Consider the following 25,099-nt stretch of genomic DNA (forward strand, 5'->3'; position numbering starts at 1 on the left):
ATACTTAAAAGAATGCTAATCCGTGGCGTTTGGTTGTGAGGGGCAATAAAAAACCCGGTCACTTTTTCAGTGACCGGGTTTTTTAACGTCGACTCAGTGTCGGCTTAGACTGCCAGAGATTCCAGCATGCCGTTCAGCGTAGCGCTCGGGCGCATAACGGCAGCGGCTTTGGCGGGGTCTGCATGGTAGTAACCACCGATCTCGACAGCCTGGCCCTGAACAGCAGCCAGCTCTTCAATGACCTTCTGCTCATTGGCTGTCATCTGTTCAGCCAGCGGCTTGAAGATGGCGGCCAGTTCGGCGTCTTCGCTCTGTGCTGCCAGCTCCTGAGACCAGTACATGGCCAGGTAGAAGTGGCTTCCGCGGTTGTCCAACTCGCCGGTCTTGCGTGACGGAGACTTGTTGTTCTCCAGCAGCTTGCCGGTGGCCTTGTCCAAAGCCTGACCCAGGATACGGGCGCGCTTGTTGTCGTTTTTGATACCCATCTCGTCGAGGGATACCGCCAGTGCCAGGAATTCACCCAGTGAGTCCCAACGCAGGTGGTTCTCTTCCAGCAGTTGCTGTACGTGCTTGGGTGCTGAACCACCGGCACCGGTTTCGTACATGCCGCCGCCCGCCATCAGCGGTACGATGGAGAGCATCTTGGCCGAAGTGCCCAGCTCCATGATCGGGAACAGGTCGGTCAGGTAGTCGCGCAGCACGTTACCGGTGACGGAGATGGTGTCCTGGCCGCGGATCAGTCGCTCCATGGAGAAGCGGATCGCTTCGTTGTAGCCCATGATGTAGATATCGAGACCTTCGGTATCGTGCTCGTCCAAGTACGCTTCGACCTTGGCCTTCAACTGCATGTCGTGGGCGCGTTCCGGATCCAGCCAGAAGATGGCCGGAGTGTCGGACTGACGGGCACGGGTAACGGCCAGCTTAACCCAATCACGGATCGGTGCGTCTTTGGTCTGGCAGGCACGCCAGATATCGCCTTTCTCGACTTCGTGCTGCATCAGCACTTCGCCTGTTGCGGCGTTGACTACACGCATGGTGCCATCGGCCTTCATTTCGAAGGTCTTGTCGTGTGAGCCGTACTCTTCCGCTTTCTGAGCCATCAGGCCGACGTTAGGCACGGTTCCCATGGTGGTTGGATCGAACGCGCCGTTGGTTTTGCAGAAGTTGATCATCTCCTGATAGATACGGGCGTAGGTGCTCTCAGGCATTACGGCCTTGGTATCTTTCTGCTTACCGTCGCGGCCCCACATCTGGCCGGAATTTCGGATCATCGCCGGCATGGAAGCGTCGACGATAACGTCACTCGGGATGTGCAGGTTGGTGATACCTTTTACGGAATCAACCATCGCCATTTCAGGGCGTTCTGCGTAGCAGTCGTGGATGTCCTGCAGGATCTCTTCCTGCTTGGAGTCCGGCAGGCTCTTGATCTTGTCGTAAACGCTGGACAGACCGTTGTTCGGGTTGACGCCGATCTCTTCGAACAGCTCACCGTGCTTGTCGAACAGGTCTTTGTAGTAAACGGTTACCGCATGGCCGAATACGATGGGGTGGGAGACCTTCATCATGGTTGCCTTGACGTGCAGCGACCACATGACACCGGTTTCCTTGCAATCGTTCAGCGTGTCTTCGAAGAAGTCGCGCAGCGCTTTGCAGCTCATGAACATGCTGTCGAGTACTTCGCCCTGCAGCAGACTCAGCTCTTTCTTGACTTCGACACTGCCGTCCTTGCCGACGAACTCGATGCGCACATCGCCCGCTTCAGGCATGGTGATGGATTGCTCGCTGGAGAAGAAGTCCCCGCCACGCATGTAATCGGCGTGGGACTGGGAGGCCTTGCTCCATTTACCCATGGAGTGCGGGAACTTGCGCGCGTAGGCTTTAACGGCAGCCGGGGCGCGGCGGTCGGAGTTGCCTTCACGCAGTACCGGGTTTACAGCACTGCCGAGAATCTTGCTGTAACGTGCTCTGATCTCTTTCTCTTCGTCGGTGGTCGCTTCGTCCGGGAAGCTCGGAATGTCATAACCCTGAGACTGAAGCTCGGCGATGGCGGCGCGCAGCTGCGGAACGGAGGCGCTGATATTGGGGAGCTTGATGATGTTGGCTGACGGATCCTGAGTGAGGGCACCCAGTTCGGCCAGGGTATCTGGTACGCGCTGCTCTTCGGTCAGGCGCTCCGGAAATGCAGCGAGAACACGTGCTGCTACGGAGATGTCACTGGTTTCTACTTCGATACCGGCGGCCGCCGCGAAGGAGCGCACGATCGGAAGCAGAGACTGAGTCGCAAGTGCCGGAGCTTCGTCTGTAATTGTGTAAATGATTTTCTGATTTGATGTTGTCATTCTTTTCCCCAGTGTTAAACGGCTGGTGTGACCAACGATGTTCGAAAAGGTGACTTGTGATCGCCCTAATCAACAAAACTGCTACTTTATGAGTATTTTTATGGCGTTGCATTGTACCGAAAGAGGAGCCTTCAATATACCGAAATAAGTAGCTGAAGGGCCGTTTTCGGGCTGTTCTAGCCATAAGTCTAATAAGTGTGTTAGCTATTTATGTAGTTTTTTTTCGTCAAAAAAACGGTACCGTTATTGATTGTTAAATATTCGCATTAATGTTCGGCTAATAGATAAGAAATATTGATTGGGCTCAATATCAGGCCTCAGTGTCGGCACTAGGATATCTGCACTTTCCTTCTTTTATATGGAGTGCGTATGTCTGGTTCTGAACGTCTTGTTTTGCCAGAGGTAGCGGTGGCTTTTATGAACGCCGACCATGCACAGGCGGTCGAGGTGATCGAGCAGCTCAGCGCGCTGGCCAGCCCTCAGGGGAGCCTGGCTGACAGTAGTCGACAGGCGATTAAGGATCTGCTTGAGGAGCTCTTCGTGCACAGTCGTGATCACTTCGCTCACGAGGAGCGCGAGATGCAGAGGTCAGGCTTTCCCGCTTATCCGGTACACAGGGGCGAGCATGAACGTGTGCTGGTCGAGATGGACCAGGCCTGCCGGATTTGGCACTCAAAGGGGGATCTAGAGGGGTTGAGGGCGTATATCGCCTCGCTGTCGGATTGGCTGGTCAGCCATGTATCAACAATGGACAGGGTGACGGCTGAGTTTGTCAGCCGCCACCGCTAGTGTCGGATTCAGACCAGATCGAGCTGAATATGGAAGGTGGTGCCGACGGCCGGGTCTGAGGTGACCGCCATATGGCCCTGATGCTGCTCGGTAATGACAAAGTGCGCGAAGGAGAGGCGTTTGTTAGCGCCCTCGGCAACCTTGTCGATATTGCCCTCCTGCATATAGGGCTCGAACAGATACATCTGCTCTTCGCTGGTCAGGCCCACTCCATTGTGCTGAATGCGCACGGACAGTGCGTCATAGCATTTTGCAACATATAGCTTGATGGTGGGGGTGTATCCCGCCTCGTGCTTTTCGGTCAGGGATTTGTATGCGTGCCGGAACAGGCTCAGGAATACCTGCTGAAGTTCAGTGACGTAGCAAGGGATCAGCGGCAGGTCAGGCTCGAAATGCGGCTCGATCCGAATGTCGCTGAACGGGAAAGTATCCGGCAGAGACAGCACCTCGCGGGACTGCTCGAGCGAGTGCTCCAGAATGTCGACCACATTGGCCTGCTGGGGCTTGTCAGTGCGTCCGCGCGCGAACTGCAGCAGGTTGCGGATGATCGATTCCACCTTCTGCCCACTCTTTGACGCATTGCTCAGCAGTTGCTGAAGCTTCTCGCCTTCCGGGCTCTGTTGAGTGCCCGCCGGCAGCAGTTTGCCCGACTCCAGAATGCCCTGGAAGCTTCGCAGGTCGAACAGTATGGCCTGAAGCGGCGTATTGATGTCACTGGCCATGGCCGTCGCCAGCTCACCCATGGAAGAGAGCTTGTCGTGATGGATCAGCATGTTCTCGGCGGTAACGCGTTTGGTGACGTCATCAACCAGAATCACTACGCCGGGCTCATCGTAGTCCTGAAGCGGATAAACGGTGATATCAAAATGGTAACTACCGGGCTGGCTATGGCGAAGTGTGATTGTTTCGCCCTTGTCCAGAGCCTGTTCGATATGGCGCGGTGAAATGGTGATATCGGAATAGATAGACCAAAGGTTCTTGCCGATCGCGTCAGCAGCTTTGATGCCTGATATCTCCTCAGCGCGCAGGTTCCAGTGGGTAATCGTGCCTTCTCGATCAAGACCGACCAGCACCAGCGGCATAGAGCGGAGAATATTCTGAATGTAAGCCTCGGAAGCCTTCAGCATGCGTGTGGTCACTACGTGCTCGGCCACTTCATGCTCCAGCTTGGCAGTGCGTTCGCGTACCCGCTGTTCTAGGTTGGCGCGGATCTCCTCAAGCGCACGGTTATAACGGCGTGCTCGCTGCCAGGTTATGAAAAGGACGATCACCACCAGCGTCAGCAGAATGATCAGTACGCCGCTCGAGAAGTTGGCAACCCACTGCCACTTGGTGCGGCCCTCTTCGTCTTTGAATACGTCGAGCAGTCCGGCGTAGAGCAGCGGGCTTTGGATAAACAGTAAAAGAGGTAACAGAAATCGTGTCATGTTGTGGGCGTCGGTGTCGGGTGAAGATGAACACGCCAATGCGTAACCGGATGATGTTCCGGCGATTATAGCGGATTGCTCGCTGAGTCGGGACCAGTAATTGATTCTCGGTCATATTCAGAGCTTTTGCACTGAGTGTAAATATATATTCCAAATCATAGCCATAATGGAAAGATAGCTTTCATCTTTCGGTGGTGCTTTACCTGTAACCCCTCCTGTAACACCCGCAATAGTGCCGGATGGCGCGCCCGCTATAGCTGGCATGCTCCTTGTAAATGCAGGTTATCAAAGTGGCGGGCTTCCCTGTGAAAACGGCGGGTAGGCCTCAGGCAGGAATGGGGATATCGATGGCTGACAACATTCTGATTCTGGGTATTGGCAATCTGCTCTGGGCCGACGAGGGGTTTGGCGTACGCTGTGTCGAGCTATTGCACGAGCGTTACCGGTTTCCCGAGCAGGTCACACTGCTCGATGGCGGAACTCAGGGCATCTATCTGATTCAGCATGTGCAGCAGGCCGATGTGCTGATCGTATTCGATGCGATCGATTATGGCCTTAAGCCCGGCACCTTGAAGATCGTGCGTGACGATGAAGTGCCTAAATTCATGGGCGCCAAGCGGATGAGCCTGCACCAGACAGGTTTTCAGGAGGTACTGGCGATGGCCGAGTTTACCGGCCGCTACCCCCGCGAATTACTGTTGATCGGTGTGCAGCCGGAGCTGCTGGAGGATTTCGGCGGCAGTTTGACGGCCATCGTACGTCAGCAGCTTGATCCGGCGCTGGAGGTAGCGCTTGACCATCTACGCCATTGGGGTGTCGTGCCCGAGCCCGTCTCATCGCCCCTTCACCCCAAGGATGAACTCTCACCCCGGCAGGTCACGATGCTGCACTATGAAAGTGGCAGGCCTGATGCCGATACCGCGTTTCGTCACGGTGACATCCGTTTTATAAATGTGGCGGAGATCGACGGAGAGGGGCGCTGAATGTGTATCGGTATACCGATGCAGGTCGTGGAGTTGGCTGAAGGGCGTGCTTTGTGCCGAGAGGGTGAGCAACTTGATTGGATCGATACGCGGCTGATCGATCCACCAGATGCGGGGGAGTGGCTGCTGGTGTTTGCAGGCGCTGCGCGCGAACGGATCAGTAGCGAGCGCGCAGGCCACATAAACAACGCACTGGCGGCACTCAAGGCAAGTGCCCGCGGTGATCGGGCGGGTATCGACGAGCTGTTTGCGGATTTAGTCGGTCGCGAACCACAACTGCCCCCACATCTGCAGCCCCACTCGAATAGCGGACAACAAAAGGATAACTGATATGAATCACCCGCTTATTGATCAGCTTGAACAGCGCTATGGGTTTCCCCGGCTTGATATGGATTCGGTCGATCGCTTTATCGCGGCGCAACCGTTCAGTGTTCTGTTTTTTGCCGGGAACCCGAGCCGCTTTCCTGAGAGTCTGGATGTTGCGGTGATTCTGCCGGAGCTGATCAAGGTGTTTCCGCAACTGACGGCGGCGGTGATCGCGGCCGATAGCGAGCAGGCGTTGCAGGGGCGATACGGTTTCAATGCCTGGCCGACGCTGGTGTTTCTGAAAGAGGGGCGATATCTCGGTGCGCTGTCCCGGGTACATAACTGGGATGAGTATAGGGGCGAGATAGAGCGAATTCTTGAAAAGGCGCCGCAACGGAATCCGGGAATCGGGATTCCCGTGGTTTCGGGTGACGCTTCTAAAGCTTGCGGACACTGAGGTGAGTATATGAAATCGGATATTCCACTGTTTGATCTCACGCCTGCGATTGGGCCCGGTTCGCGCTCAGAGGAGGATACGCTGAGCTATATGCCGATGCCGAAAGAGATGCATACATTTGAGTTGCCGCGCCTGCCAGAATCGGACGAAATTGCAGACGCCCCTGAAGTACTGGCGCTGCTGGGGCAGGTACAGGATGCGCTCGATGAGTATCGCCCGGGTATGCCGAGCCGCATGCTGCCGCTTGATCCGGTGGGTGAGCGCGGCTGTGCATTGCTGTATCAGGTGTTGGGCGAAGGGGAGGTGGCGCTTCAGATTGGCGGCGATATCCGGGTGCGTGCCCAGGAGACCGTGCTTGCCGGCCTTTGGTGGATACAGCAGGTTGGTGCCGATGGGCATGTCGCCAGGCAGTGGTTGGAAGTCGCAGACCTGCCGGAACTGGTGCGGCGAAAGGCCTTCGCAGATAGCGCTGTACCGGAGGTCATCGAGTCCGATCTGCCCTCTGATATCGTCAATGCCGCGCCTGTGCTGGTAGAGCTTTTCGATGTGGCCAGAGCTCACCGGACAACACCGCTGGAGCCAGCGCACGTCATCAACCTGTCGTTGCTGCCGTTTACCCCGCAAGACCACGCTTTTCTGACCGAGCAGCTGGGGCGGGGGATCGTGACGATTCTCTCCCGGGGCTATGGCAACTGTCGCATCGGCTCCACCGCTGTGCCGGCGGTCTGGCGTGTGCAGTACTTCAACAGTACCGACCAGCTGATTCTGGATACGCTGGAGGTGACCGATGTGCCGCAGGTCGCTTGCGCCGCCAGAGAGGATCTGGAGGATTCAGCCGAGCGCCTGCGCGAGATGCGCGAGGTGCTGGCATGAGCGAACAGTTTGAAGGCAGCTATCTGGGCGATAACGGCAGGCTTTCGGCAGAGGCGCGGCTGGAATGCAAGATCTGCTGGTACCAATACGACCCCGCGCAGGGCGATGACGTGTGGCAGATACCGCCGGGTACGCCCTTTAGTGCGTTGCCCGAACACTGGCGATGCCCGCAGTGCGATGGTGAACGGGATCAGTTCATGGTGGTGGAAGACTAATGTCAGCACTGAGCCAGCTGCTGCAACAATACTATAGCGAGGCGGACGAACGGATGAGTGATCTGCCGTTCTACAACGCCTTGCTAAGCGTCGAGATGGCCGCGTGGCACTGCCTTGATGCGGATCTGGAAGCGGGCGTATTGATCACGCCCTGGTGTCTGAACCTGCTCTGGCGGCCTGCTGACCCCGATTCGCTGCCGGAGAAAGGCAGCGAATGTGTACTGACGCTGGCATCCGGTGAGTACTCCGGTGTGGTGGCAGAGGCCGAGGGACTTGGACGTTTTGCCAGTGCCTCACTACTCAGTGATACCAGTAGCCTCGCCTCTCAGGAGCAGGCGCGACTGCTTGCCCATGAGATCGCCGACCTGCTGTTTCTGCCGTCACTGTCGGCGGCCAGTGAGGAAGTGCCAGAGAACCCGGCCCGCCGGGCCATGTTTCGCCGCATGATGGGGGCCGGGCAATGAATGCGCTCGCAGGCGGTCAGTTGCAGATTGACGTGAGGCATGACGGCGAACGGATACGCGGTGTGAATCTAAGCCTTGAACGCCCTGTCGGTGCGGTATCGCAGTTGATGGCGGGGCGGCCTCCGATGGAAGTGCTTGAGCTGATCCCGATGCTGTTTTCGATCTGTGCCAACGCACATCGGATTGCAGGGGGCCGCGCACTCGAGCAGGCGCTTAAGCTGATGCCGTCGCCAGATGAGGCGATGCGCCAAGAGCAGCTGCTGGCTATCGAGCGGTTCCGCGAGAGTCTGTTGCGTCTAGGTCAGGGGTGGCGGTATCCGTTGCAGACACCCAACGCCGAGCGAGACGGCGTGCGTTGCACGGCAGCGCTTGCGAAGGTGCTGCAAAATGGCGAGTCGACATTCGATCAGACTGCCTTCAACGCCGCGTTGTTCGAACTCAGGCATTGGTGGCAGGCGGCGAGGTGTTCGCCACAGCAGGAGCAACAGTGGCTTGATAGCCGGTTTGAGCGCTGGCGATCGACTGAGTTGGGCGATGCGGTACCGGTATTGGAGCCTTGCCTGACGTCATCGCTGATCGCGGCGATGGAGCGCGAGACGGGCGGCGAGTTTTGTTCGGCACCCAAGCTTGACGGTCAGTGCCGTCATGCCGGTGTCGCCACAGTCGCCGCCAATGTGCACAACGCGAAGGCTGTTCTCACCGATTCGCTCAAGGCGTTGCTTAGCCAGATGGAGCAGGGGCTTACACAACTGGAGAGCCCCGTTCTGGCCGGCACGATACGGCCCTACGCGGGACGGCCGGGCGTTGGGTACGGCTGGGCGCGGTCGGCGCGTGGCTGGTTGCTGCATCGGGTCGAGTTGGTCAAAGAGCATGTTGCACGCTGGCAGATACTGGCCCCCACCGACTGGAACTTCCATACTGACGGCATAGTGGCAAAGCGCCTGACCGGGGTCAGGGTGGCGCGTGAATCTGCCGAGGCGCTGGTCGGCGATCTGATATTGTCGCTGGACCCCTGTGTCGAATTTGAAGTGAGAGTAAAAGATGCATGAGATGTCGATCGCTGAAGGGATTGTTCAGACGCTCGAAGATCAGGCGCGGGTTCAGCACTACAGCCGTGTCAAAACCGTGTGGCTCGAGATTGGGCCTCTGGCGGCGATCGAGAAGGAGTCGCTGCTGTTCTGCTTCGATGCGGTCACCCGAGACACCCTGGCAGAGAATGCCCGACTGGATATCATCGACCTGCCGGGCGAAGCCTGGTGTCTGGCCTGTGCATCACGTGTTGCGATCACCCAACGCTATGACAGCTGCAGCGAGTGTGGCAGTTACCAGTTGCAGGTTACGCGCGGCGATGAGCTAAGAATAAAAGAATTGGAGGTAGAGTAGGATGTGTACGGTTTGCGGCTGTGCCGAGGGCGAGACTTCGATTGAGGGGCATGATCATCGTCACCCTCATGAACATGATCATCACCACGACCCTTCACCCCTGATTGCGCAGGGGGACAATCTCCATTATGGCAAAGGGGCTGCGCACGCCCATGCACCGGGGCTTAGCCAGAGCCGCATGGTGCAAATTGAGCAGGATATTCTGGGCAAGAACGATCGCTACGCAGCCGGAAACCGGGCCCGATTCGAAGCCCTTTCCCTGCTGGCGCTGAATCTGGTGTCGAGCCCTGGTTCGGGCAAGACGACGCTGCTGACTCGCACCATCGAACTGCTCGGTGACAGACTGCCGCTGGCGGTCATCGAGGGTGACCAGCAGACCGCCAACGATGCCGATCGTATTCGTGCTACCGGTGCCCAGGCGGTTCAGATCAACACTGGCAAGGGGTGTCACCTCGATGCGCATATGGTCGGCCATGCACTTGAGCGCCTGACGGGGCTCGACGGCGGTGTACTGTTTATCGAAAACGTCGGCAATCTGGTCTGTCCCGCCGCGTTCGATCTTGGGGAGGCTCACAAGGTGGCGATCCTTTCGGTAACCGAAGGGGAGGATAAGCCGCTCAAGTATCCTGATATGTTCCATGCAGCCGACCTGATGCTGCTGAACAAGATTGACCTGCTGCCGCATCTTGATTTCGACGTTGACGCCTGCATCGAGTTTGCCCGCCGCGTAAACCCCTCCATTGAGGTGATTCAGGTCTCGGCACGCTCAGGTGAGGGGATGGATGCCTGGATCGAATGGATGGATAACCGCAGGACTGCTCGCATTCGATCACGTATCGATGCACTTAAGCAGCAGGCACAGTCACTGGAAGCACTGCTCTGATCGGGCGTCGGATGTAAAGGGAGCGGCTGATGTATCAAAACCCGCGGGCAACCGTGCTCTGTGTCGATGATGAGATCCGCTCGCTAGAGACGCTTGAGCGAACCCTCGATGAAGAGTTCGATGTCCTCACAGCGAGCAGCGCCGAGCAGGCGATGGCCCTCCTCGAGGAGTATCCGGTGCATGCTGTGCTCTGCGATCAGCGGATGCCGGACGAAACCGGTGTCGAGTTTTTGGCCCGCGTCAGAGAGCGCTGGCCGCAAACCGCACGCCTGATCCTGTCCGGCTACACCGATTCCGAAGATATCATCCGCGGCTTGAACGAAGCGGGCATCTTTCAGTATCTGACCAAGCCCTGGCACCCCGACCACCTGTTGCTGACGCTGCGTAACGCCTGCCAGATGATCGCATTGCAGTCCGAAAACGCGTTGCTGGCAACCGAGATGCGCTTGACCGCCCCGCAGGCCGAGGCGCAGGTGCAGGCCAAAAAAGATCGGCTGCGTCAGCGGTTCGATTTCAGCGAGATTCTGCGTTCACGCGAGAGTCCGCTCAATGCGTTGTGCGAGCATGTGGCACAGGTTGCACCCTACGATATCTCCGTATTGGTGACGGGCCCTTCAGGCAGCGGCAAAGAGCTGTTTGCCCGGGCTTTGCACTACAACAGTCTGCGTGCCGACAAGCCCTTTGTGGTCGAGAACTGTGGCGCCATGCCGGATGAGCTGCTCGCGTCAGAGCTGTTCGGTCACCGCAAAGGCGCGTTTACCGGTGCAATCAACGATCATATCGGGCTGTTTGAACAGGCCGATGGCGGCACGATCTTCCTCGACGAGATCGGCGAAATAACACCGGCTTTTCAGGTCAAACTCCTGCGCGTGCTTCAGGAGCGCGAAGTACGCCGGGTCGGTGACAGCCAGCGGCGTCCGATCAACGTGCGTGTTATCGCCTCCACCAACCGCCGACTTGAAGAGGAGGTGAGAGCCGGTCGCTTCCGCGAGGATCTGTATTACCGCCTTGCTGAGGTAACGCTGGAACTGCCGCCGTTGAATCAGCGTGAGGAAGATATACCGGTGCTCGCACGGGCCTTTCTTGATCGTGCGGTGCAGGCGTTCGACAAGCCGGTGGATGGTTTTAGCGATGAAGCGATGATGTGCATGCAGGCCTACGGCTGGCCCGGCAATGTGCGCGAGCTGCAAAACGAGATTCGCCGCATGCTGGTGATGGCGCGTGAGCCTTTGCTGGGTGCAGATCTTCTCAATCCGAGAGTGCTGCGCCGTTGCGTGGATGGAGAAGCGGCACCCCTGCTTGCTGAGGTGGCTGATCTTAGCGGCACACTCAAGGAGCGGGTCGAACAGCTGGAAAAACAGATACTGAGAGAAACCCTGATCCGCCATCGCTGGAACAAGAGCCGTGCGGCACAGGAACTCGGGCTGTCGCGTGTGGGATTACGCGCCAAGATCGAGCGCTACGAGCTGGAGACCCACTGAAATGCCCGCTGTGCGTCTGTGCGTGAAAGGGCAGGTACAGGGTGTCGGTTTTCGCCCTTTTGTGCACCGGTTGGCGACCGAGCTGAGCCTCGCAGGTGAAGTGAGCAATACTCGCAGTGGTGTCAGAATCGACCTGTTAGGCGCCGATGATGCCCTGAAACGCTTCCGTCTGGGACTTTATGAGCAGTTACCGCCGCTGGCGCGTATCGATCAGCTGACCGAGGAGCGGCTTGAACCTGCACCGGCGGTCGATGGCTTTCACATCATCGCCAGTGAATCGGCCGATACTCCGCTTGAGCTGCCTGTCATGCCGGATACCGCTGTGTGTCCGCTCTGTTTGGCGGAGATGTTCGATGTGGCCGACCGGCGCTATCGCTACCCCTTCATCAACTGCACGCACTGTGGTCCGCGCTACTCGCTGATTCGCTCTTTGCCCTACGACCGGCCTAATACCAGCATGGCGGCTTTCACCCAGTGTGAGGCCTGCCTTGCGGAGTACCACTCGGAACGGGACCGGCGTTTTCATGCCCAGCCGAATGCCTGTGCCGATTGTGGGCCCGAGCTATGGCTTGAATCGGCCCGTGGCGACCGGTTATCCGGTGATGTCATTGAACAGGCACTTGCTGCACTCAAGCGCGGAGAGATACTCGCCATACGCGGGATCGGCGGCTTCCATCTGGTGTGCAATGCCCGCAATGAAGCAGCGGTGCAGCGCCTGAGACAGCGCAAGCAGCGGCCAGCCAAGCCGTTCGCGATCATGGCATTGAACGCGGCGTCGCTGGAGAGTGCTGTTGAGCTGACAACCATCGGGCGCCAGTGGCTTGAAAGCCGTGAAGCCCCCATTGTGTTGCTGCGCAAGCGTGCTGATACGGGCGGGGCGTTGGCAGAGGCGCTGGCACCGGGGCTGGACCGGTTGGGCACCATGCTGCCCCACAGCCCGCTGCAGTGGCTGCTGTTTCATGAAGCGGCAGGGCGTCCGTCGGGAAGTGAATGGCTAGAGGCAACCCACCCGATGGTGCTGGTTATGACCAGCGCCAACCGAAGTGGCGAGCCGCTGATAACCGGCAATGACCAAGCGCGTGAGAAGCTGTCTGCGGTTGCGGATCTGTTCGTGATGCACAACCGGGAGATTGTCCACCGTGCTGATGATTCGCTGATCAATGCGATATCCGAGCCGCCCGCCTGGATTCGGTTGGGACGCGGTCTGGCGCCGCGCGAGATCCCGCTGGCCCAGAGCGGGCCTTCCGTGCTGGCGTTTGGCGCATACATGAAGAACACCCTCTGCCTGACTCGGGGTGATCGTGCCTTTATCTCGCCCCACATCGGAGATCTGGATAATGCCGATAACTGCCGGACGCTCGAAGAGAGTGTCGGGCAACTTTGTGATCTTTTAGGTACTCGTCCCGAGCATATTGCCTGTGACCTGCACCCCGACTTCCACGCCAGCCGCGTCGCAGCCGCCATGGCGGATCGCCTCGGAGTGAAGCTGCATGCCGTACAGCACCACCATGCCCATGTGGCTGCCGTCATGGCAGAGCACAAAACCACCGAACCGGTACTTGGACTGGCACTGGATGGTGTGGGGCTCGGTTGGGATGGTCAGTTGCGTGGCGGCGAATTGTTGCAAGTGGACAGCGCAGGCTTTTCACCCGTGGGTGAGCTTGTCGCACTGGCGCTGCCCGGTGGAGATGCAGCGGCCCGAGAGCCCTGGCGAATGGCCAGCTCGGCGCTTCACCGTATGGGGCGACCCGAGCTGATAAGCCGGTTGTTCCCCGACAGGCCGGGTGCCGAGGCGGTGGGCCGAATGCTGGAGAGGGGCGTCAATTGTCCGCCTTGCTCAAGTCTTGGGCGTGTGTTTGATGCGGCGGCGGCGTTGCTGCGCATCTGCGAGGTTCAGCGCTACGAGGCGCAAGCGCCGATGCAGCTCGAAGCGATGGCAGCAGGCGTGAAGTTAGCCGATTTGCAGTCGCTGCACCGTATTCAAAACGGGGCAAAAGGGCTGGAGCTTGATCTGTTGCCGCTGCTCGAATCCTTGATAGACGAGGCCGACCAAGCCCAGGGGGCTGCACGTTTTCAGGCGGCGCTGATCTTGGCACTGACCGACTGGGTATGCCGTGCGTCACGAGCGCAGGGCATAAAGCGGGTGGTGATGGCAGGCGGCTGTTTTCTGAATATGAGCCTGAGGGACGGTCTGCGTGATGCATTGATCCGTGCCGGTATACAGGTGCTGTTGCCCCAGGCGGTGCCCGCCAATGATGCCGCTATCAGCCTTGGTCAGGCGTGGGCTGTGCATATGAAGTGCTCAGGCAGTCACGTATAAAAACGATAAATGAAGTTGAGGTAAGCCTATGTGTCTGGCAATCCCGGTAAGGATTGAGGCGTTGATTGATGACGAGAGAGCGCTGGCGGATATCGGCGGTCTGCGTAAGGAGATCAACACCGCGTTGGTTGAGAATCTGAAGGTCGGGGATTACGTAATCCTGCATGTGGGCTATGCCTTGAACAAACTCGATCCTGAAGAGGCGGCCCGCACGCTTGCGCTGTTTGAGGAGTTGGGGCAGCTGCAAGCGGCGCGCGATGCAGCGCTGGAAGAGGGGGAACTCTCGATGGAGGGGAAGGCATGAAATACGTCGACGAGTTTCGAGATGGTGACAAGGCCCGTGCCATCGCCGGTCAGATCCGACAGGAAGCCGATCCTGCACGCACTTACAACCTCATGGAGTTTTGCGGTGGTCACACCCACGCGATCTTCCGTTACGGTATTCCGGGTTTGTTGCCGCCAAACGTCAAACTGATCCACGGCCCCGGCTGTCCGGTCTGCGTGCTGCCCATTGGGCGTCTGGATATGGCGGTCGAGCTGGCGCGCCGCCCGGACGTCATTCTCTGTACCTACGGCGATATGCTGCGGGTGCCGGGTTCCGGCCGCGTCAGCCTGATGAAGGTGCGCGCCGAAGGCACCGACGTACGCATGCTGTACTCGCCTGCCGACGCTATCACGATTGCCCAGCAGAATCCGGACAAGCAGGTGGTGTTCTTTGCCATCGGCTTCGAGACCACCACACCGCCCACCGCGCTGGTGCTGGAACAGGCGAAAAAGCTGAATCTCACCAACTTCTCGGTGTTCTGCAACCATGTGCTGACGCCAGCGGCGATGCACGCGATCCTCAATACGCCGGAGGCCGACTCCGGTGCGTTGATGCTGGATGGCTTTATTGGACCTGCTCACGTCAGTACGGTTATAGGCTCAGCCCCGTATGAACCCTTCCCCGAACAGTACGGGAAGCCGGTGGTGATTGCCGGATTCGAGCCGCTGGATGTCCTTCAAGCGATACTGATGCTGATCCGGCAGCTAAACGAGGGGCGATGTGAGGTTGAGAACGAGTTCACCCGTGCGGTCACCCGCGAGGGTAATGCCAAAGCAAAAGCGTTGGTTGAGCGGGTGTTTGAGCGGCGTGAGAGTTTCGAGTGGCGTGGCCTGGGGGCCATTCCCCACAGCGCGCTGTGCATTGCACCGGCATACGCGGCCTTCGATGCCGAAAAACGCTTCGGGCTGGAGCAGTTGCACGGCCGTGAAAATAAGGCGTGTGAGTGCCCGTCCATTCTGCGTGGCGTGAAAAATCCGCGTGACTGCTCACTGTTTGGCGACCCCTGTACACCCGATAATCCACTGGGGTCCTGCATGGTCTCCTCCGAGGGGGCGTGCGCGGCGTATTACAGTTACGGGCGTTTCAGCGACAGTCGAATCGCTGTTGAGGAGGTAAACGTATGACGCGGCTGAATATCGCCAAGGGCCGTGTCGAGATGGTACACGGCAGCGGCGGGCGTGCAATGGCGGAGTTGATCGAGCAGTTATTTGCCGATGCGTTTGCCAACGAGTGGCTGGCGCAGGGCAACGATCAGGCGCAGTTTACGCTGCCGCCGGGCAGGGTGGTGATGGCCACGGATAGCCATGTGGTGTCACCGCTGTTTTTTCCCGGCGGCGATATTGGCTCGCTCTCGGTGCACGGCACGATCAACGATGTGGCCATGTCCGGTGCCCGACCCTGTTACCTGTCAGTGGGCTTCATCCTCGAAGAGGGGTTCCCGCTGGCTGACCTGAAACGGATCGTCGATTCGATGGCGAACGCGTCGAAGGAGGCGGGCGTGCCAATCGTTACCGGCGATACCAAGGTGGTGGAGCGCGGCAAGGGCGATGGTGTGTTCATCAATACCACCGGCATCGGCGTGGTGCCGGAGGGATTGAACCTGTCCGGTGACAAGGCGCGGCCGGGTGATGCGATCCTGCTCTCCGGCACCATAGGCGACCACGGTGTCACCATCCTGTCGCTGCGCGAAAGCCTGGGCTTCGAAGCCGATATCCAGTCCGACTCCCAGTCGCTGCACCGGCTGGTGGCGGCGATGGTGGAGGTGGTGCCGGAGATCCGCTGCATGCGCGATCCCACACGAGGCGGACTTGCCAATACGCTGAACGAGCTGGCCAAGCAGTCAGGCGTCGGGATGCAACTGTTCGAGAAGCAGATTCCGGTACGCGAGCCGGTGCGTGCGGCCTGCGAGTTTCTCGGGCTCGACCCCTTGTATGTCGCCAACGAGGGCAAATTGATTGCGATCTGCCCTCAGGACAGAGCGGAGCAACTGCTCGAGGTGATGCGGGCTCATTCTCAGGGGCGGCACGCGGCCATTATCGGACGTGTGGTCAGCGACTCACACCACTTTGTACAGATGGAAACCGTATTTGGCGGCAGCCGTATGGTGGACTGGCTCAACGGCGAGCAGCTACCAAGGATCTGCTGAGGCGCTCGGCGTGAGCCGGATCGGAAAGCGGCAGCGAGGCCAGTGACACCCGCTGCCAAACGACAGGGCGGTGGATCAGAAGCGGGGTATCTTGCCGCTCCACTCCGGCTGATACTTCTGCATCTCCTTCACATCGTCACGGGCGCGAATGCCGCAGGTCCGGTAGTTTTCCGCCAGCACGGCCAGTGCCTCGCGATCCAGCTCCACCCCCAGACCGGGGGCATCGGGCACCCGAACGGAGCCGTTCTCGAACTTGATCTTGCCGCCCTTGATCACCTCCTCCTCTTGCCAGGGGTAGTGGGTGTCGCAGGCGTAGGTCAGGTTGTCGATGGCTGCAGCGGCGTGGGTCATCGCCATCAGACTGATGCCCAGATGGGAGTTGGAATGCATCGACAGGCCGATATCGTAGATCTTGCACACCGCGGCCAGATCCTGGGTTGCACGCAGGCCGCCCCAGTAGTGGTGATCGGAGAGGATCACCTGAACCGCGTCGAGCTCGATGGCGCGTTTCAGGTCGAAGGTGCCGATCACACACATATTGGTGGCCAGTGGGATATCGGTAGCGGCGCTGACCTGTCCCATCGCCTCCTTGCCCGGCGACGGGTCCTCCAAGTACTGCAACAGTCCTCCTTCGAACAGCGGCAGTAGGCGCTTAGTGGTTTCCACCGACCAGCCGCCGTTGGGGTCGATCCGCAACGGATGGTTGGGGAAGGCCTGCTTCAAGGCGCGTAGCGCCTCGATCTCGGCTTCGGGTTCGAACACGCCGGCTTTCAGTTTGATTGAACCGAAGCCGTATTCGTCGATCATCATTTTCGCCTGAGCAACGATCTGCTCCGGTGTCAGCGCCTCGCCCCACTTATCGACCCAGGTATCGTCGGTGAAGCGGTGGCGTTCGAACTTGTAGAACAGGTAGGCGCTGTAATCGACGCTGTCGCGGACCTTGCCGCCCAGCAGATCGCACACCGGACGACCGGTGAGCTTGCCGATCAGGTCCAGGCAGGCCACCTCGAAGGCGGAGAAGATGCGCGGTACAGTGGTCGCGCCCAGTGTGCCGGGGGCGATCTCAAGGCCGGACTGCGGGTCCGGCTGCTCCACCACTTCGGCGATACGGTGGCGAATGGCATTCAGGTTGAAGATATCCATACCCACCAGTGCCGGTGCCACCGCCTGTAGCTGGCTGATGGTCTGCTCATCGCCGTAGGATTCACCCAGGCCGTAAACACCGTTTTCTGTGTATACCTCGATAATAGTGCGCAGGGCCCAGGCCTCATGTACGCCATAGGCGTTCAGTAGAGGCGGATCGCGAAACGCGATCGGAGTGACAGTGATCGATTCAATGCGGGACATGGCAGGTCCTCCGGTAATTTTGAGCGCTTTCGGGCCAGCCGAACCCGTCTATCCGAGGTCAGAGTACGGATAGCGGGAGCGAGGCTGGGAATCAGGTTTTGACTGTGTTCAGGCGAAGCCGGCGGCCAGTCCGAACATCAGTGCTATAAGTGCGCCGGAAAATATCAGCCCGGCGATCCAGGGCTTGGCGCCATAGAGGTCGATATCGTCATTACTGTCGCGACCAATCATTGGTTATCTCCTAGTTCAAAGCACTGTCTTAGCTGCCGAGCAGCTCCGGAAGCCAGAGGGCGATCTGCGGGAACATCATCACCAGGATCAGACCGACAATCTGAATACCGATGAACGGCATCACCGAGATGAAAATTTCCTGTAGCGATACATCCTTGGGCGCCACCGATTTGAGCCAGAAGCAGGCCGGTCCGAAGGGCGGTGACAGGAAGTAGATCTGAATGTTGAGCACGAACAGGATGCCGAACCAGATCTTGGCCTGATCTTCGGTGAGGCCGAGCTCCGGTGCCAGTGTCATCACCACCGGTGCGAATACCGGTACCGTGATCAGGATGATCGCGATCCATTCCATGAAGGTGCCCAGCACCACAAGGATCAGCATCATTACCAGAATCACGCCGATCGCCGGCAGGCCCAGGTTCATGAACAGGCTGCGCATGAAATCGCCGCCGCCGACCAGGTTGAAGATGCCGACGAAAGAGACCGCGCCCAGTACCAGCCAGATAATGGTGCCGACCGTGGTCATGGTGCCCACCAATGCGCCCTTGAGCATCTCCCACTTGAACTCGTGCCGCACAGCAGCAACGATTATGGCGCCCAAGGCTCCTAGTGCCGCGGCTTCGGTGATCGAGGCGACCCCGCCGTAGATGGAGCCCATAACACCGCCGATCAGCAGGATGCTGAGCAGCACCGCATTCATCCGCGCACGGGACAGTTTCGAGCTTTTACCCGTGACCGCTTCCACCTCGGCGGCGGTAGGCGCCATCGACGGATTGATATGCACACGGATCAGTACATACAGTGCATAGAACACCGCCAGCATGATGCCGGGCACGGCGCCGGCCATGAACAGGTCACCGATACCCACCTCGGCGGAGAGGCCGTAGACGATCATGATGATCGACGGCGGTATCAGCGTCGCCAATGCACCGGAGGCGCAGATCAGACCGATGGTCATCTTGCGGTCATAGCCCAGACGCAGCATCTGCGGCAGGGCGACAAGGCCGAGCATGACGATCTCGCCGCCCATGACGCCAGACATCGCCGCCAGAATCACCGCGACGACCACAGTCTGCACCGCCACACCACCGCGCAGGTTGCCGGCGAAAATCGACATGGCGTCGAACAGGTCTTCCGCTATACCCGCCTTCTCGAGGATAGTTGCCATCAACACGAAGAAGGGGATCGCCACCAGGGTGTAGTGGTCGAGCAGTCCCGCCGCGTTGGAGGAGACCAGGTAAAGACCGCGCGGTCCGAAGAAGGCGATCGCCATCAACACCGATACGATCAGCGTCACGATGCCGAGCGGCATGCCGGTCATCATCAGCGCGACCAGGATCAGCACCATGATCAGCGAGATGGCCCCCAGGCTGTAGGAGCGGATATCCAGTGCCTGGCTTGGGTCCAGTGCCGCACCGAGTGCCGAGATATGCTCTGCCACAGAGGCGAACATTGACTCGGGTCCGGCCAAGGTGGCGAGCAGGCCGTTAACGAAGTAGAACAGCATGAACGCGCCGGCGATCTTGACCGCTAACCGAGCAGTGTTCGAGCGCAGATGACGGTGCAGGTTGACGGTCAGTTGCGCCAGATAGAGCAGGCCGCCGGTGGCGAGCAGTATCTTCAATACCATCGGCATCGGCGAGTTGAATGCGCTGCCAGCGCGCTCGATATGCTCTGCTGAAAGGTAGGCGCGCAGGGTGGCGTCCGACAGCAGCAGGAACAAAGCGACAATGCCGACGATCATGGCAAATAGATCGAGACGCCACTGTGCCTTCGGCGAAACCAGATTATGGATAACGGTGATACCGATATGGCGCTGTTTCAGCGTGATATAGCCGGAGGATAGCATCCAGGCGGCGGCGCACAGCACCATGACGATCTCGAACGCCCACTGTGTGGGTGCGTTGAACACGTAGCGCGCAACCACTTCCCAGAGTGTCGCGCCGGCGGCGACCAGGTAGATCATCGCAATGCCGATACCGGTAAAGTGGCTGATATGATCGATCAGGGTGTAGCGGTCGTAGGACACCGACTCGGAGTGATGAATCGGATCGTCCTCGGCGACTTCCAGAATCTCTTCGTGTGACAGGCTCTCTGCGTGAGACATCACAACAACCTCGAATTAATTGAAAAGCTTCAACGTCCCTTCAGGGGCGGGTGATCGAGACCGCTCTGCGATCATCGCGATCGGCTCGGCCTGCCACAAACGGACAGACCGAGCACAAGTGTTACAGCATTCCTTTGCTGCTCATGAACCGGATGTGCGCTTCGTATACCTCTTTCGCCAGCGGCGATGCGTTGGCAAAGGCTTCCCAGGACTGCTGGGCGATCTTGCGGAACTTGTCGCGCTCAGCCTGCGGCCAGTCGATGATGGTCAGCTTACCGGCGGCCCGGTCGCGTGCTACCAGCTCCTTGTCCTTGGCATCCATGTATTGACGCAGGTCGTCGTAGGCGGCGGTGAACCATTGGTTCAGCGCGGTTTTTTCACTGTCGGAGAGCTTGTTCCAGGTCAGGTCCGATATGGTGAACTGCATAAACGGGATGGAGTGGATGCCGGGGTAGAGCGGGTATTTCGCGACCTTATGCATGCCGCTGGCGTCGTTGTTGGCGTAGGCGGAGCTGTCCGCGGCATCGATGACGTTTTTCTCCAGTGCGGTGTAGACCTCTGATCCTGGCAGGGACACCGGGGAGGCGCCGGCACGTTTGAAAACATCAGCGGCCAAGCCTTCAGGGGTGCGAATTTTCAGACCGGTCAGATCGCCAACACCGTTGATCGGTACCTTGGAGACGAAGGCCTCGCTCTTCTCCGAACTGCAGCCGATGACATGAATGCCGGGCTGGTACTTGTCGAACAGCTTCTGCAGCATCTCCTTGCCGCCGCCCTGCATGCAGAACTCCTGAATCTGGGCCGGATCGGTGTAGCCAGCGGTCAGGTCACCCATCAGCGCAAACGCCGGGTCAATGCCGGAGAAGTAGCTGGTTGCGGTGAGATCGCCGTCGAGGATGCCCATGGCAACCGCTTCCGGGGTGTCCCGGTGCGGCACCACCGATTTCACCGGCAGCAACATCAGGTCGATAGAGCCGTTGGTCATCTCTTTCAGCTTGGGCACCCATTTCTCGTTCAGCAGGTTCAGGCTGATATGGCTGGCGTTGAAGCTGGTCTGCACTTTCAGCGTGCGTGCCTCGGCTGTAGCGCTCAGCGTCAATGCACAGGCGGTGGTCAGGGCCAGTGAGGTGTTCAGGAATCGGCGAACAGTCATTAGTTTTTCCTTTCTTATCGTTGGAGTGGATGTTGCTCATGGCGATCAGCTGTCTGAAATACTAATATATCAGTTGAGATTCGCAAGCGTATTTTATACTTTGTCAGCCAAGCTAATGAGCGGAACAGCCAAGTGCCCGCGGTTAAGGGAGTTCTGGATAGATGAAACCTGTCGACGTTACGCAGTTGCTGCAGCAGAGCAGTCTGGTATCCGACCGCTCGCGTTCAGCTGTCGACCGGGTCTACGATGATCTGCATAGACGTATCGTTGATCTAGAGCTGCCTCCGGATACCACATTGACCCGGGGCGAGTTGTGCAGTGACTACGATGTCAGCCTGACGCCGGTCCGGGAGGCGCTGTTGCGACTGGAGCAGTTGGGGTTGGTTAAGATTTACCCGCAGTCGCGTACCATTGTCACGCGGATAGAGGTCAGTCGCCTCAAACAGAGCCATTTTCTGCGTGAAGCGCTTGAATGTGAGGTGGTGCGCAGGTTAGCACTGGAACACGATGCGGCACTGATCACAAAGCTGCACGCCATTATCGATCTGCAGGAGCAGTGTGCGGCCGATCCGGAGCAGATTGCCACGTTCAGCAAGCTGGATGAGCTTTTCCACGAAATCCTGTTCAAGGCCGTGGATCAGCTTCCGCTGTTTACGTTATCGCGTTCCATGTTGGGCCATATGGCGAGGGTGAGGCGTCTGGACCTGCCCAGCGAAGGAAAAACCCGCAATGTGATCGAGGTGCATCGCCACATAGTGGACAGCATCGCCAGTGGCGATCCTCAGCAGGCGATGGAGGTTATGCGTGAACATCTGCAGGGTACGATCGCGCGGATCGGCACCCTTCGCCAAGCCTACCCCGACTTTTTCACCGATTAGGCCAGTGTGGCCGGATTCAACAGACCGTAGATCCAGAGGGTAGCGAAGGCGATCGCGAACGCTGCCAGGCCGTAGTATCGGTTGAACCTCAGCAGGGTGCGTGCGCTGATGCCGTAACGTGACTGCAGACTGATCTGGACGCCGGAAAAAGGTGAGAGCCCCACACCCAACGACCAGCCCAAAAGCAGGGCGATGCCCAACAGATTGGGATCCTCGACACTGGGCATCAAAATGCTGCCGGCCAGCACTGCGCTGGTGACCGGGTGCATGCCTATGAAGGCAAGTCCGACCAGAGCGGCGACTGTGACACAGGCTTCCAGCGGACCGAAGTGCGTAGGTGCCAGCTGTATATCGAGCGCCAGCAGTAGCGCACCGACACCGGACGCGAGCACCGCGGCGGACAGAAACAGAAGGACCTCGCTGCTCATACGCGGCAGGCCTTCGTGAATATGCCCTTTCAGTTTTTCCCCGGAGTCCCCTTGGTAGCGCAGGGGCAGCCAGACCAGGGAAAACAGCAGCGCGATCACGGTTACCAGCGTCAATACCGAGACATTGGGCCAGAGTTTATGGGCGATCATCACCAGCATCGCCAGAACCACCGGCGGCCATAGCGCCTTGAAGTGCATGGGATAGCCTCGAGTCGTCGCGGACTCGGGGTGCCGGGCGATCTGTACGGCGCTGAACAGCATAGCGAGAAAGGCGAACGGCAAGCCAGACAGCATCATCACCACCAGGTTTGACCCAGGGGCGCTCAGCAGCACTACGCCCATGGCAGCAAAGAACGGCGACCAGGCCGCGCAGGTGCTGAAGGAGCGCAGCAGGGTCAGCGCCTGTAGGGATGTCAGCGGTCGGTGGGCGCTGAGCCGGTCACCCAGGATCATCACCGACGAGATATTGATCACGGCGCCGATAATATGACCGCCGAAAAGCGTGCCCCAGAGTGCATTGCGGCCGGAGGGTAGACGCTCCTCCTGACTCAATTCGCCGAGCGTCACCAGGCGCAGAAAGCTCACGCCGATCAACATGGCGATGATCATGTGATTAGCTTCCAGCGCCTTGAACAGGTAACGGGTACTACCGTCGAGCCAAAAGGCGGCCAGCAAACCGATGGCGCCGGTGGTCAGCAGAATGCCACTTTGCACGATCTGATTGCGTTTTTGTTTTCGCAGCAGAATCAAAGCTGTGAACCACACCGGGATACCCGCAACATAGCCCGGCAGGAGATCGGTCAGCGTCGCCAGCAGGCTCAAAGGCAGCATCGACAGCAGTATCCAACCGGTAAGGGCAGACCTGATTATCGTTTGTGGGGCGGGTGTGGCGGCTGTGTCCATTAAGGTTCCTGCTAAAGCGGATTGACGCGAAGATGTCGTAGGGCTTGTCAACGTGCGGTGAAAAGTCATACAACTTATCCTGAACCAGGTGTCAGGTGCAATTCGCAGCTGCGATCAACCGGTGCAATTCACTGGTGCAATTCACAGGTATAGGTTGCGAAAGATTAATCTATTGACGGTAGCGGGATGTCTGAAAGCAAAAATAAGTTCAACAAGGATATGCCCAGTGCTCGGCGTAACCAGGCCTCGGGCGCTACGCTGATCGATGTGGCCAAAGTCGCAGGTGTATCGCCTATCACCGTCTCCCGCGCCTTGAATAGACCGGACCAGGTATCGGAAAAGGCACGGGAGAAAGTGCGCCGGGCGGTCGAACAGGTGGGTTATATTCCGAACATGCTGGCCGGAGGGTTGGCCAGCCGGCAGAGTAAGCTGGTGGCGATCTTCGTGCCGACCATCGCGCACCCGATCTTTGCCGAGATGGTGCAGGCGTTGATGGATGAGCTCAGCCGCGCCGGTTACCAGGCGATTCTGGGTCTCACCGGCTACCAGAAAGAGACGGAGGAGACGCTGTTCAATACGATTCTCGGGCGCCGGCCCGACGGTATAGTGCTGACCGGTACGCAGCACAGCGAGCTGATGCGAAGGCGTTTGATCGCCTCGGGCATTCCGGTGGTCGAGGCCTGGGATCTCTGCGACGATCCCATCGATATGCTGGTGGGTTTTTCCCATGAGCAGGTGGGACGGGAGGTGGCCCGGCATCTTTACGCCAAGGGATATCGAAGATTTGCCGTGGTGACCGCCGAGGATGCGCGCGGTATGCGGCGCTACCATGCGCTGCTGGATGAGCTGCACCACCTGGGCATCGACGATGTACCCACGGCGTTTATACCGCCGCCATCCTCGCTCAATGCCGGCCGGGAGAAGGTGTGCGAGCTTTTGGATGCAGGTCACCGGCCGGAGGTGGTCGTCTGCAGTTCGGATACTGTCGCGCAGGGGGTGTTGGCAGAAGCGGCATCCCGAGGCTGGACGGTGCCGAAGGATCTGGCGGTGATGGGGTTCGGCGAACTCAGTAATGCCAGCCAGGTCTATCCCTCGCTGTCGAGCGTGCGCTTGGATGGCGACAGAGTGGGGGGGCAGATCGCGCAGGCGCTGTTGGAGCGCTTTAAAAACCCAGACGCGGAGATCGCGCCGCTGAGAATCGATACCGGCTTTACGATCGTCGATCGTGAAAGCACCTGAGTTTGCTCCGCTTCATTCAAGCACCTAAGGTTATTCACGTGAGTTCGCGTTCAGTTGAATTTTGGTCCGAATGAAAATGATTGCGCTATCATAATTATGGTTGCGCAATCATTTGTATGATGTATTATCAAGTTGTCAATCGCCTCGGTGCACAGCTCAGACAGGGGTATGAGTCAAAGCCGGGCGCGTAAAGCCAACCTTTGATAACAATAAATAGGAACGACAGATGAAAAAGATCCTCTCCGGAGTCGGTGTTGCCCTCTGTACCCTAACCATGGCGACCTCTATGCAGGCGCAGGCGGCCGATAGTCCGATCAAAGGCAATATCCGCGTTGTTATTGGCTCGTCGTCTACCGGTGGCGACACCTATCAGGCAACCAGCATTATCGCTGATGCTCTTTCCGAAAAACTGGATGCGAACT

The 25,099-nt window shown here is 58.7% G+C and carries 24 protein-coding genes and 1 pseudogene; 18 read left to right on the top strand and 7 right to left on the bottom strand.

What is annotated here, in order from left to right:
• Positions 1 to 104 precede the first annotated feature (104 nt).
• On the bottom strand, positions 105 to 2,339 hold the full coding sequence (locus ADIMK_RS00955; RefSeq protein WP_036182514.1) for an NADP-dependent isocitrate dehydrogenase: 2,235 nt from the start codon (positions 2,337 to 2,339) through the stop codon (positions 105 to 107).
• 369 nt (positions 2,340 to 2,708) lie between these two features.
• Here ADIMK_RS00955 and ADIMK_RS00960 point away from each other — a divergent pair, with 369 nt between their 5' ends.
• Positions 2,709 to 3,128 carry a bacteriohemerythrin gene (locus ADIMK_RS00960; RefSeq protein WP_036182516.1) on the top strand — a complete coding sequence of 140 codons (420 nt, stop codon included), beginning with the start codon at positions 2,709 to 2,711 and terminating at the stop codon, positions 3,126 to 3,128.
• An 8-nt stretch (positions 3,129 to 3,136) separates the two neighbouring features.
• Here ADIMK_RS00960 and ADIMK_RS00965 read toward each other — a convergent pair whose 3' ends face one another.
• The gene (locus ADIMK_RS00965; RefSeq protein ID WP_051692266.1) at positions 3,137 to 4,555 is read right to left on the bottom strand and encodes a two-component system sensor histidine kinase NtrB; all 1,419 of its coding nucleotides are present in this window, start codon (positions 4,553 to 4,555) and stop codon (positions 3,137 to 3,139) included.
• 347 nt (positions 4,556 to 4,902) lie between these two features.
• Between ADIMK_RS00965 and ADIMK_RS00970 the strand changes: the two genes are divergently transcribed.
• The 14 genes from ADIMK_RS00970 to hypE are packed head-to-tail and all read left to right on the top strand — an operon-like array spanning position 4,903 to position 16,391.
• Positions 4,903 to 5,538 (top strand): HyaD/HybD family hydrogenase maturation endopeptidase, encoded by a 636-nt coding sequence (locus ADIMK_RS00970; RefSeq protein ID WP_051692268.1) that lies wholly within the window; start codon positions 4,903 to 4,905, stop codon positions 5,536 to 5,538.
• Positions 5,539 to 5,868, top strand: coding sequence for a HypC/HybG/HupF family hydrogenase formation chaperone (gene hypC, locus ADIMK_RS00975; RefSeq protein ID WP_036182520.1), 330 nt, complete (start codon positions 5,539 to 5,541; stop codon positions 5,866 to 5,868). It abuts the gene before it with no gap.
• 1 nt (position 5,869) lies between these two features.
• Positions 5,870 to 6,301 (top strand): thioredoxin domain-containing protein, encoded by a 432-nt coding sequence (locus ADIMK_RS00980; protein WP_036182522.1) that lies wholly within the window; start codon positions 5,870 to 5,872, stop codon positions 6,299 to 6,301.
• Between the two features lie 9 nt (positions 6,302 to 6,310).
• Positions 6,311 to 7,174, top strand: coding sequence for a hydrogenase expression/formation protein (locus ADIMK_RS00985; RefSeq protein ID WP_036182524.1), 864 nt, complete (start codon positions 6,311 to 6,313; stop codon positions 7,172 to 7,174).
• Positions 7,171 to 7,389: a rubredoxin gene (locus ADIMK_RS00990; RefSeq protein WP_036182526.1), complete on the top strand. Its 219-nt coding sequence runs from the start codon at positions 7,171 to 7,173 to the stop codon at positions 7,387 to 7,389. The genes ADIMK_RS00985 and ADIMK_RS00990 overlap by 4 nt, the downstream gene beginning before the upstream one ends.
• Complete coding sequence (hybE, locus tag ADIMK_RS00995) at positions 7,389 to 7,853, top strand: [NiFe]-hydrogenase assembly chaperone HybE (protein WP_036182528.1); 465 nt, start codon at positions 7,389 to 7,391, stop codon at positions 7,851 to 7,853. The genes ADIMK_RS00990 and hybE overlap by 1 nt, the downstream gene beginning before the upstream one ends.
• Positions 7,850 to 8,902: a nickel-dependent hydrogenase large subunit gene (locus ADIMK_RS01000; RefSeq protein ID WP_036182530.1), complete on the top strand. Its 1,053-nt coding sequence runs from the start codon at positions 7,850 to 7,852 to the stop codon at positions 8,900 to 8,902. The genes hybE and ADIMK_RS01000 overlap by 4 nt, the downstream gene beginning before the upstream one ends.
• Before the next feature lies 1 nt (position 8,903).
• Positions 8,904 to 9,236, top strand: coding sequence for a hydrogenase maturation nickel metallochaperone HypA (gene hypA, locus ADIMK_RS01005; RefSeq protein ID WP_036182532.1), 333 nt, complete (start codon positions 8,904 to 8,906; stop codon positions 9,234 to 9,236).
• Position 9,237: 1 nt separating this feature from the next.
• Positions 9,238 to 10,119 carry a hydrogenase nickel incorporation protein HypB gene (hypB, locus tag ADIMK_RS01010; protein WP_036182534.1) on the top strand — a complete coding sequence of 294 codons (882 nt, stop codon included), beginning with the start codon at positions 9,238 to 9,240 and terminating at the stop codon, positions 10,117 to 10,119.
• Positions 10,120 to 10,148: 29 nt separating this feature from the next.
• Complete coding sequence (locus tag ADIMK_RS01015; RefSeq protein WP_036182536.1) at positions 10,149 to 11,600, top strand: sigma-54-dependent transcriptional regulator; 1,452 nt, start codon at positions 10,149 to 10,151, stop codon at positions 11,598 to 11,600.
• Position 11,601: 1 nt separating this feature from the next.
• Positions 11,602 to 13,920, top strand: a complete 2,319-nt coding sequence (gene hypF, locus ADIMK_RS01020; RefSeq protein ID WP_197027444.1) for a carbamoyltransferase HypF — start codon at positions 11,602 to 11,604, stop codon at positions 13,918 to 13,920.
• Between the two features lie 28 nt (positions 13,921 to 13,948).
• A complete protein-coding gene (locus tag ADIMK_RS01025; RefSeq protein WP_036182538.1) occupies positions 13,949 to 14,224 on the top strand; it encodes a HypC/HybG/HupF family hydrogenase formation chaperone in 276 nt (91 codons plus the stop codon).
• Positions 14,221 to 15,369: a hydrogenase formation protein HypD gene (gene hypD / locus ADIMK_RS01030; protein WP_036182540.1), complete on the top strand. Its 1,149-nt coding sequence runs from the start codon at positions 14,221 to 14,223 to the stop codon at positions 15,367 to 15,369. The genes ADIMK_RS01025 and hypD overlap by 4 nt, the downstream gene beginning before the upstream one ends.
• A complete protein-coding gene (gene hypE, locus ADIMK_RS01035) occupies positions 15,366 to 16,391 on the top strand; it encodes a hydrogenase expression/formation protein HypE (RefSeq protein ID WP_036182542.1) in 1,026 nt (341 codons plus the stop codon). The genes hypD and hypE overlap by 4 nt, the downstream gene beginning before the upstream one ends.
• A 75-nt stretch (positions 16,392 to 16,466) precedes the next feature.
• Here the strand turns inward: hypE and ADIMK_RS01040 are convergent, their stop codons facing one another.
• The 4 genes from ADIMK_RS01040 to ADIMK_RS01055 form a co-directional block, all read right to left on the bottom strand.
• Positions 16,467 to 17,738, bottom strand: coding sequence for a glucarate dehydratase family protein (locus tag ADIMK_RS01040; protein ID WP_036182544.1), 1,272 nt, complete (start codon positions 17,736 to 17,738; stop codon positions 16,467 to 16,469).
• Between the two features lie 108 nt (positions 17,739 to 17,846).
• Positions 17,847 to 17,969 (bottom strand): hypothetical protein, encoded by a 123-nt coding sequence (locus ADIMK_RS01045; protein WP_036182546.1) that lies wholly within the window; start codon positions 17,967 to 17,969, stop codon positions 17,847 to 17,849.
• A gap of 28 nt (positions 17,970 to 17,997) precedes the next feature.
• Positions 17,998 to 20,076 carry a TRAP transporter large permease subunit gene (locus ADIMK_RS01050; RefSeq protein ID WP_036182548.1) on the bottom strand — a complete coding sequence of 693 codons (2,079 nt, stop codon included), beginning with the start codon at positions 20,074 to 20,076 and terminating at the stop codon, positions 17,998 to 18,000.
• Between the two features lie 121 nt (positions 20,077 to 20,197).
• A complete protein-coding gene (locus ADIMK_RS01055; RefSeq protein WP_036182550.1) occupies positions 20,198 to 21,229 on the bottom strand; it encodes a TRAP transporter substrate-binding protein in 1,032 nt (343 codons plus the stop codon).
• Between the two features lie 161 nt (positions 21,230 to 21,390).
• On the opposite strand from ADIMK_RS01055, the gene ADIMK_RS01060 reads away from it, so the two are divergent.
• The gene (locus tag ADIMK_RS01060; RefSeq protein ID WP_036182552.1) at positions 21,391 to 22,107 is read left to right on the top strand and encodes a GntR family transcriptional regulator; all 717 of its coding nucleotides are present in this window, start codon (positions 21,391 to 21,393) and stop codon (positions 22,105 to 22,107) included.
• On the opposite strand, the gene ADIMK_RS01065 is transcribed toward ADIMK_RS01060, so the two are convergent.
• Positions 22,104 to 23,438, bottom strand: coding sequence for a hypothetical protein (locus ADIMK_RS01065; protein WP_051692270.1), 1,335 nt, complete (start codon positions 23,436 to 23,438; stop codon positions 22,104 to 22,106). The two genes, ADIMK_RS01060 and ADIMK_RS01065, sit on opposite strands and share 4 nt — an antisense overlap.
• Before the next feature lie 186 nt (positions 23,439 to 23,624).
• Here ADIMK_RS01065 and ADIMK_RS01070 point away from each other — a divergent pair, with 186 nt between their 5' ends.
• Both ADIMK_RS01070 and ADIMK_RS01075 read left to right on the top strand, forming a co-directional pair.
• Positions 23,625 to 24,677 (top strand): LacI family DNA-binding transcriptional regulator, encoded by a 1,053-nt coding sequence (locus tag ADIMK_RS01070; protein WP_051692272.1) that lies wholly within the window; start codon positions 23,625 to 23,627, stop codon positions 24,675 to 24,677.
• Between the two features lie 226 nt (positions 24,678 to 24,903).
• A pseudogene (locus ADIMK_RS01075) lies at positions 24,904 to 25,099 on the top strand (ABC transporter substrate-binding protein); the annotation flags it as partial.

The organism is Marinobacterium lacunae (assembly GCF_000705555.1).
GTDB classification, from domain to species: domain Bacteria; phylum Pseudomonadota; class Gammaproteobacteria; order Pseudomonadales; family Balneatricaceae; genus Marinobacterium_D; species Marinobacterium_D lacunae.

Excerpts from the sequence above, each read along its gene's own strand:
- ADIMK_RS00955 (WP_036182514.1), bottom strand. The coding sequence starts at position 2,339 with ATGACAACATCAAATCAGAAAATCATTTACACAATTACAGACGAAGCT.
- ADIMK_RS00960 (WP_036182516.1), top strand. The coding sequence starts at position 2,709 with ATGTCTGGTTCTGAACGTCTTGTTTTGCCAGAGGTAGCGGTGGCTTTT.
- ADIMK_RS00965 (WP_051692266.1), bottom strand. The coding sequence starts at position 4,555 with ATGACACGATTTCTGTTACCTCTTTTACTGTTTATCCAAAGCCCGCTG.
- ADIMK_RS00970 (WP_051692268.1), top strand. The coding sequence starts at position 4,903 with ATGGCTGACAACATTCTGATTCTGGGTATTGGCAATCTGCTCTGGGCC.
- hypC (WP_036182520.1), top strand. The coding sequence starts at position 5,539 with ATGTGTATCGGTATACCGATGCAGGTCGTGGAGTTGGCTGAAGGGCGT.
- ADIMK_RS00980 (WP_036182522.1), top strand. The coding sequence starts at position 5,870 with ATGAATCACCCGCTTATTGATCAGCTTGAACAGCGCTATGGGTTTCCC.
- ADIMK_RS00985 (WP_036182524.1), top strand. The coding sequence starts at position 6,311 with ATGAAATCGGATATTCCACTGTTTGATCTCACGCCTGCGATTGGGCCC.
- ADIMK_RS00990 (WP_036182526.1), top strand. The coding sequence starts at position 7,171 with ATGAGCGAACAGTTTGAAGGCAGCTATCTGGGCGATAACGGCAGGCTT.
- hybE (WP_036182528.1), top strand. The coding sequence starts at position 7,389 with ATGTCAGCACTGAGCCAGCTGCTGCAACAATACTATAGCGAGGCGGAC.
- ADIMK_RS01000 (WP_036182530.1), top strand. The coding sequence starts at position 7,850 with ATGAATGCGCTCGCAGGCGGTCAGTTGCAGATTGACGTGAGGCATGAC.
- hypA (WP_036182532.1), top strand. The coding sequence starts at position 8,904 with ATGTCGATCGCTGAAGGGATTGTTCAGACGCTCGAAGATCAGGCGCGG.
- hypB (WP_036182534.1), top strand. The coding sequence starts at position 9,238 with ATGTGTACGGTTTGCGGCTGTGCCGAGGGCGAGACTTCGATTGAGGGG.
- ADIMK_RS01015 (WP_036182536.1), top strand. The coding sequence starts at position 10,149 with ATGTATCAAAACCCGCGGGCAACCGTGCTCTGTGTCGATGATGAGATC.
- hypF (WP_197027444.1), top strand. The coding sequence starts at position 11,602 with ATGCCCGCTGTGCGTCTGTGCGTGAAAGGGCAGGTACAGGGTGTCGGT.
- ADIMK_RS01025 (WP_036182538.1), top strand. The coding sequence starts at position 13,949 with ATGTGTCTGGCAATCCCGGTAAGGATTGAGGCGTTGATTGATGACGAG.
- hypD (WP_036182540.1), top strand. The coding sequence starts at position 14,221 with ATGAAATACGTCGACGAGTTTCGAGATGGTGACAAGGCCCGTGCCATC.
- hypE (WP_036182542.1), top strand. The coding sequence starts at position 15,366 with ATGACGCGGCTGAATATCGCCAAGGGCCGTGTCGAGATGGTACACGGC.
- ADIMK_RS01040 (WP_036182544.1), bottom strand. The coding sequence starts at position 17,738 with ATGTCCCGCATTGAATCGATCACTGTCACTCCGATCGCGTTTCGCGAT.
- ADIMK_RS01045 (WP_036182546.1), bottom strand. The coding sequence starts at position 17,969 with ATGATTGGTCGCGACAGTAATGACGATATCGACCTCTATGGCGCCAAG.
- ADIMK_RS01050 (WP_036182548.1), bottom strand. The coding sequence starts at position 20,076 with ATGTCTCACGCAGAGAGCCTGTCACACGAAGAGATTCTGGAAGTCGCC.
- ADIMK_RS01055 (WP_036182550.1), bottom strand. The coding sequence starts at position 21,229 with ATGACTGTTCGCCGATTCCTGAACACCTCACTGGCCCTGACCACCGCC.
- ADIMK_RS01060 (WP_036182552.1), top strand. The coding sequence starts at position 21,391 with ATGAAACCTGTCGACGTTACGCAGTTGCTGCAGCAGAGCAGTCTGGTA.
- ADIMK_RS01065 (WP_051692270.1), bottom strand. The coding sequence starts at position 23,438 with ATGGACACAGCCGCCACACCCGCCCCACAAACGATAATCAGGTCTGCC.
- ADIMK_RS01070 (WP_051692272.1), top strand. The coding sequence starts at position 23,625 with ATGTCTGAAAGCAAAAATAAGTTCAACAAGGATATGCCCAGTGCTCGG.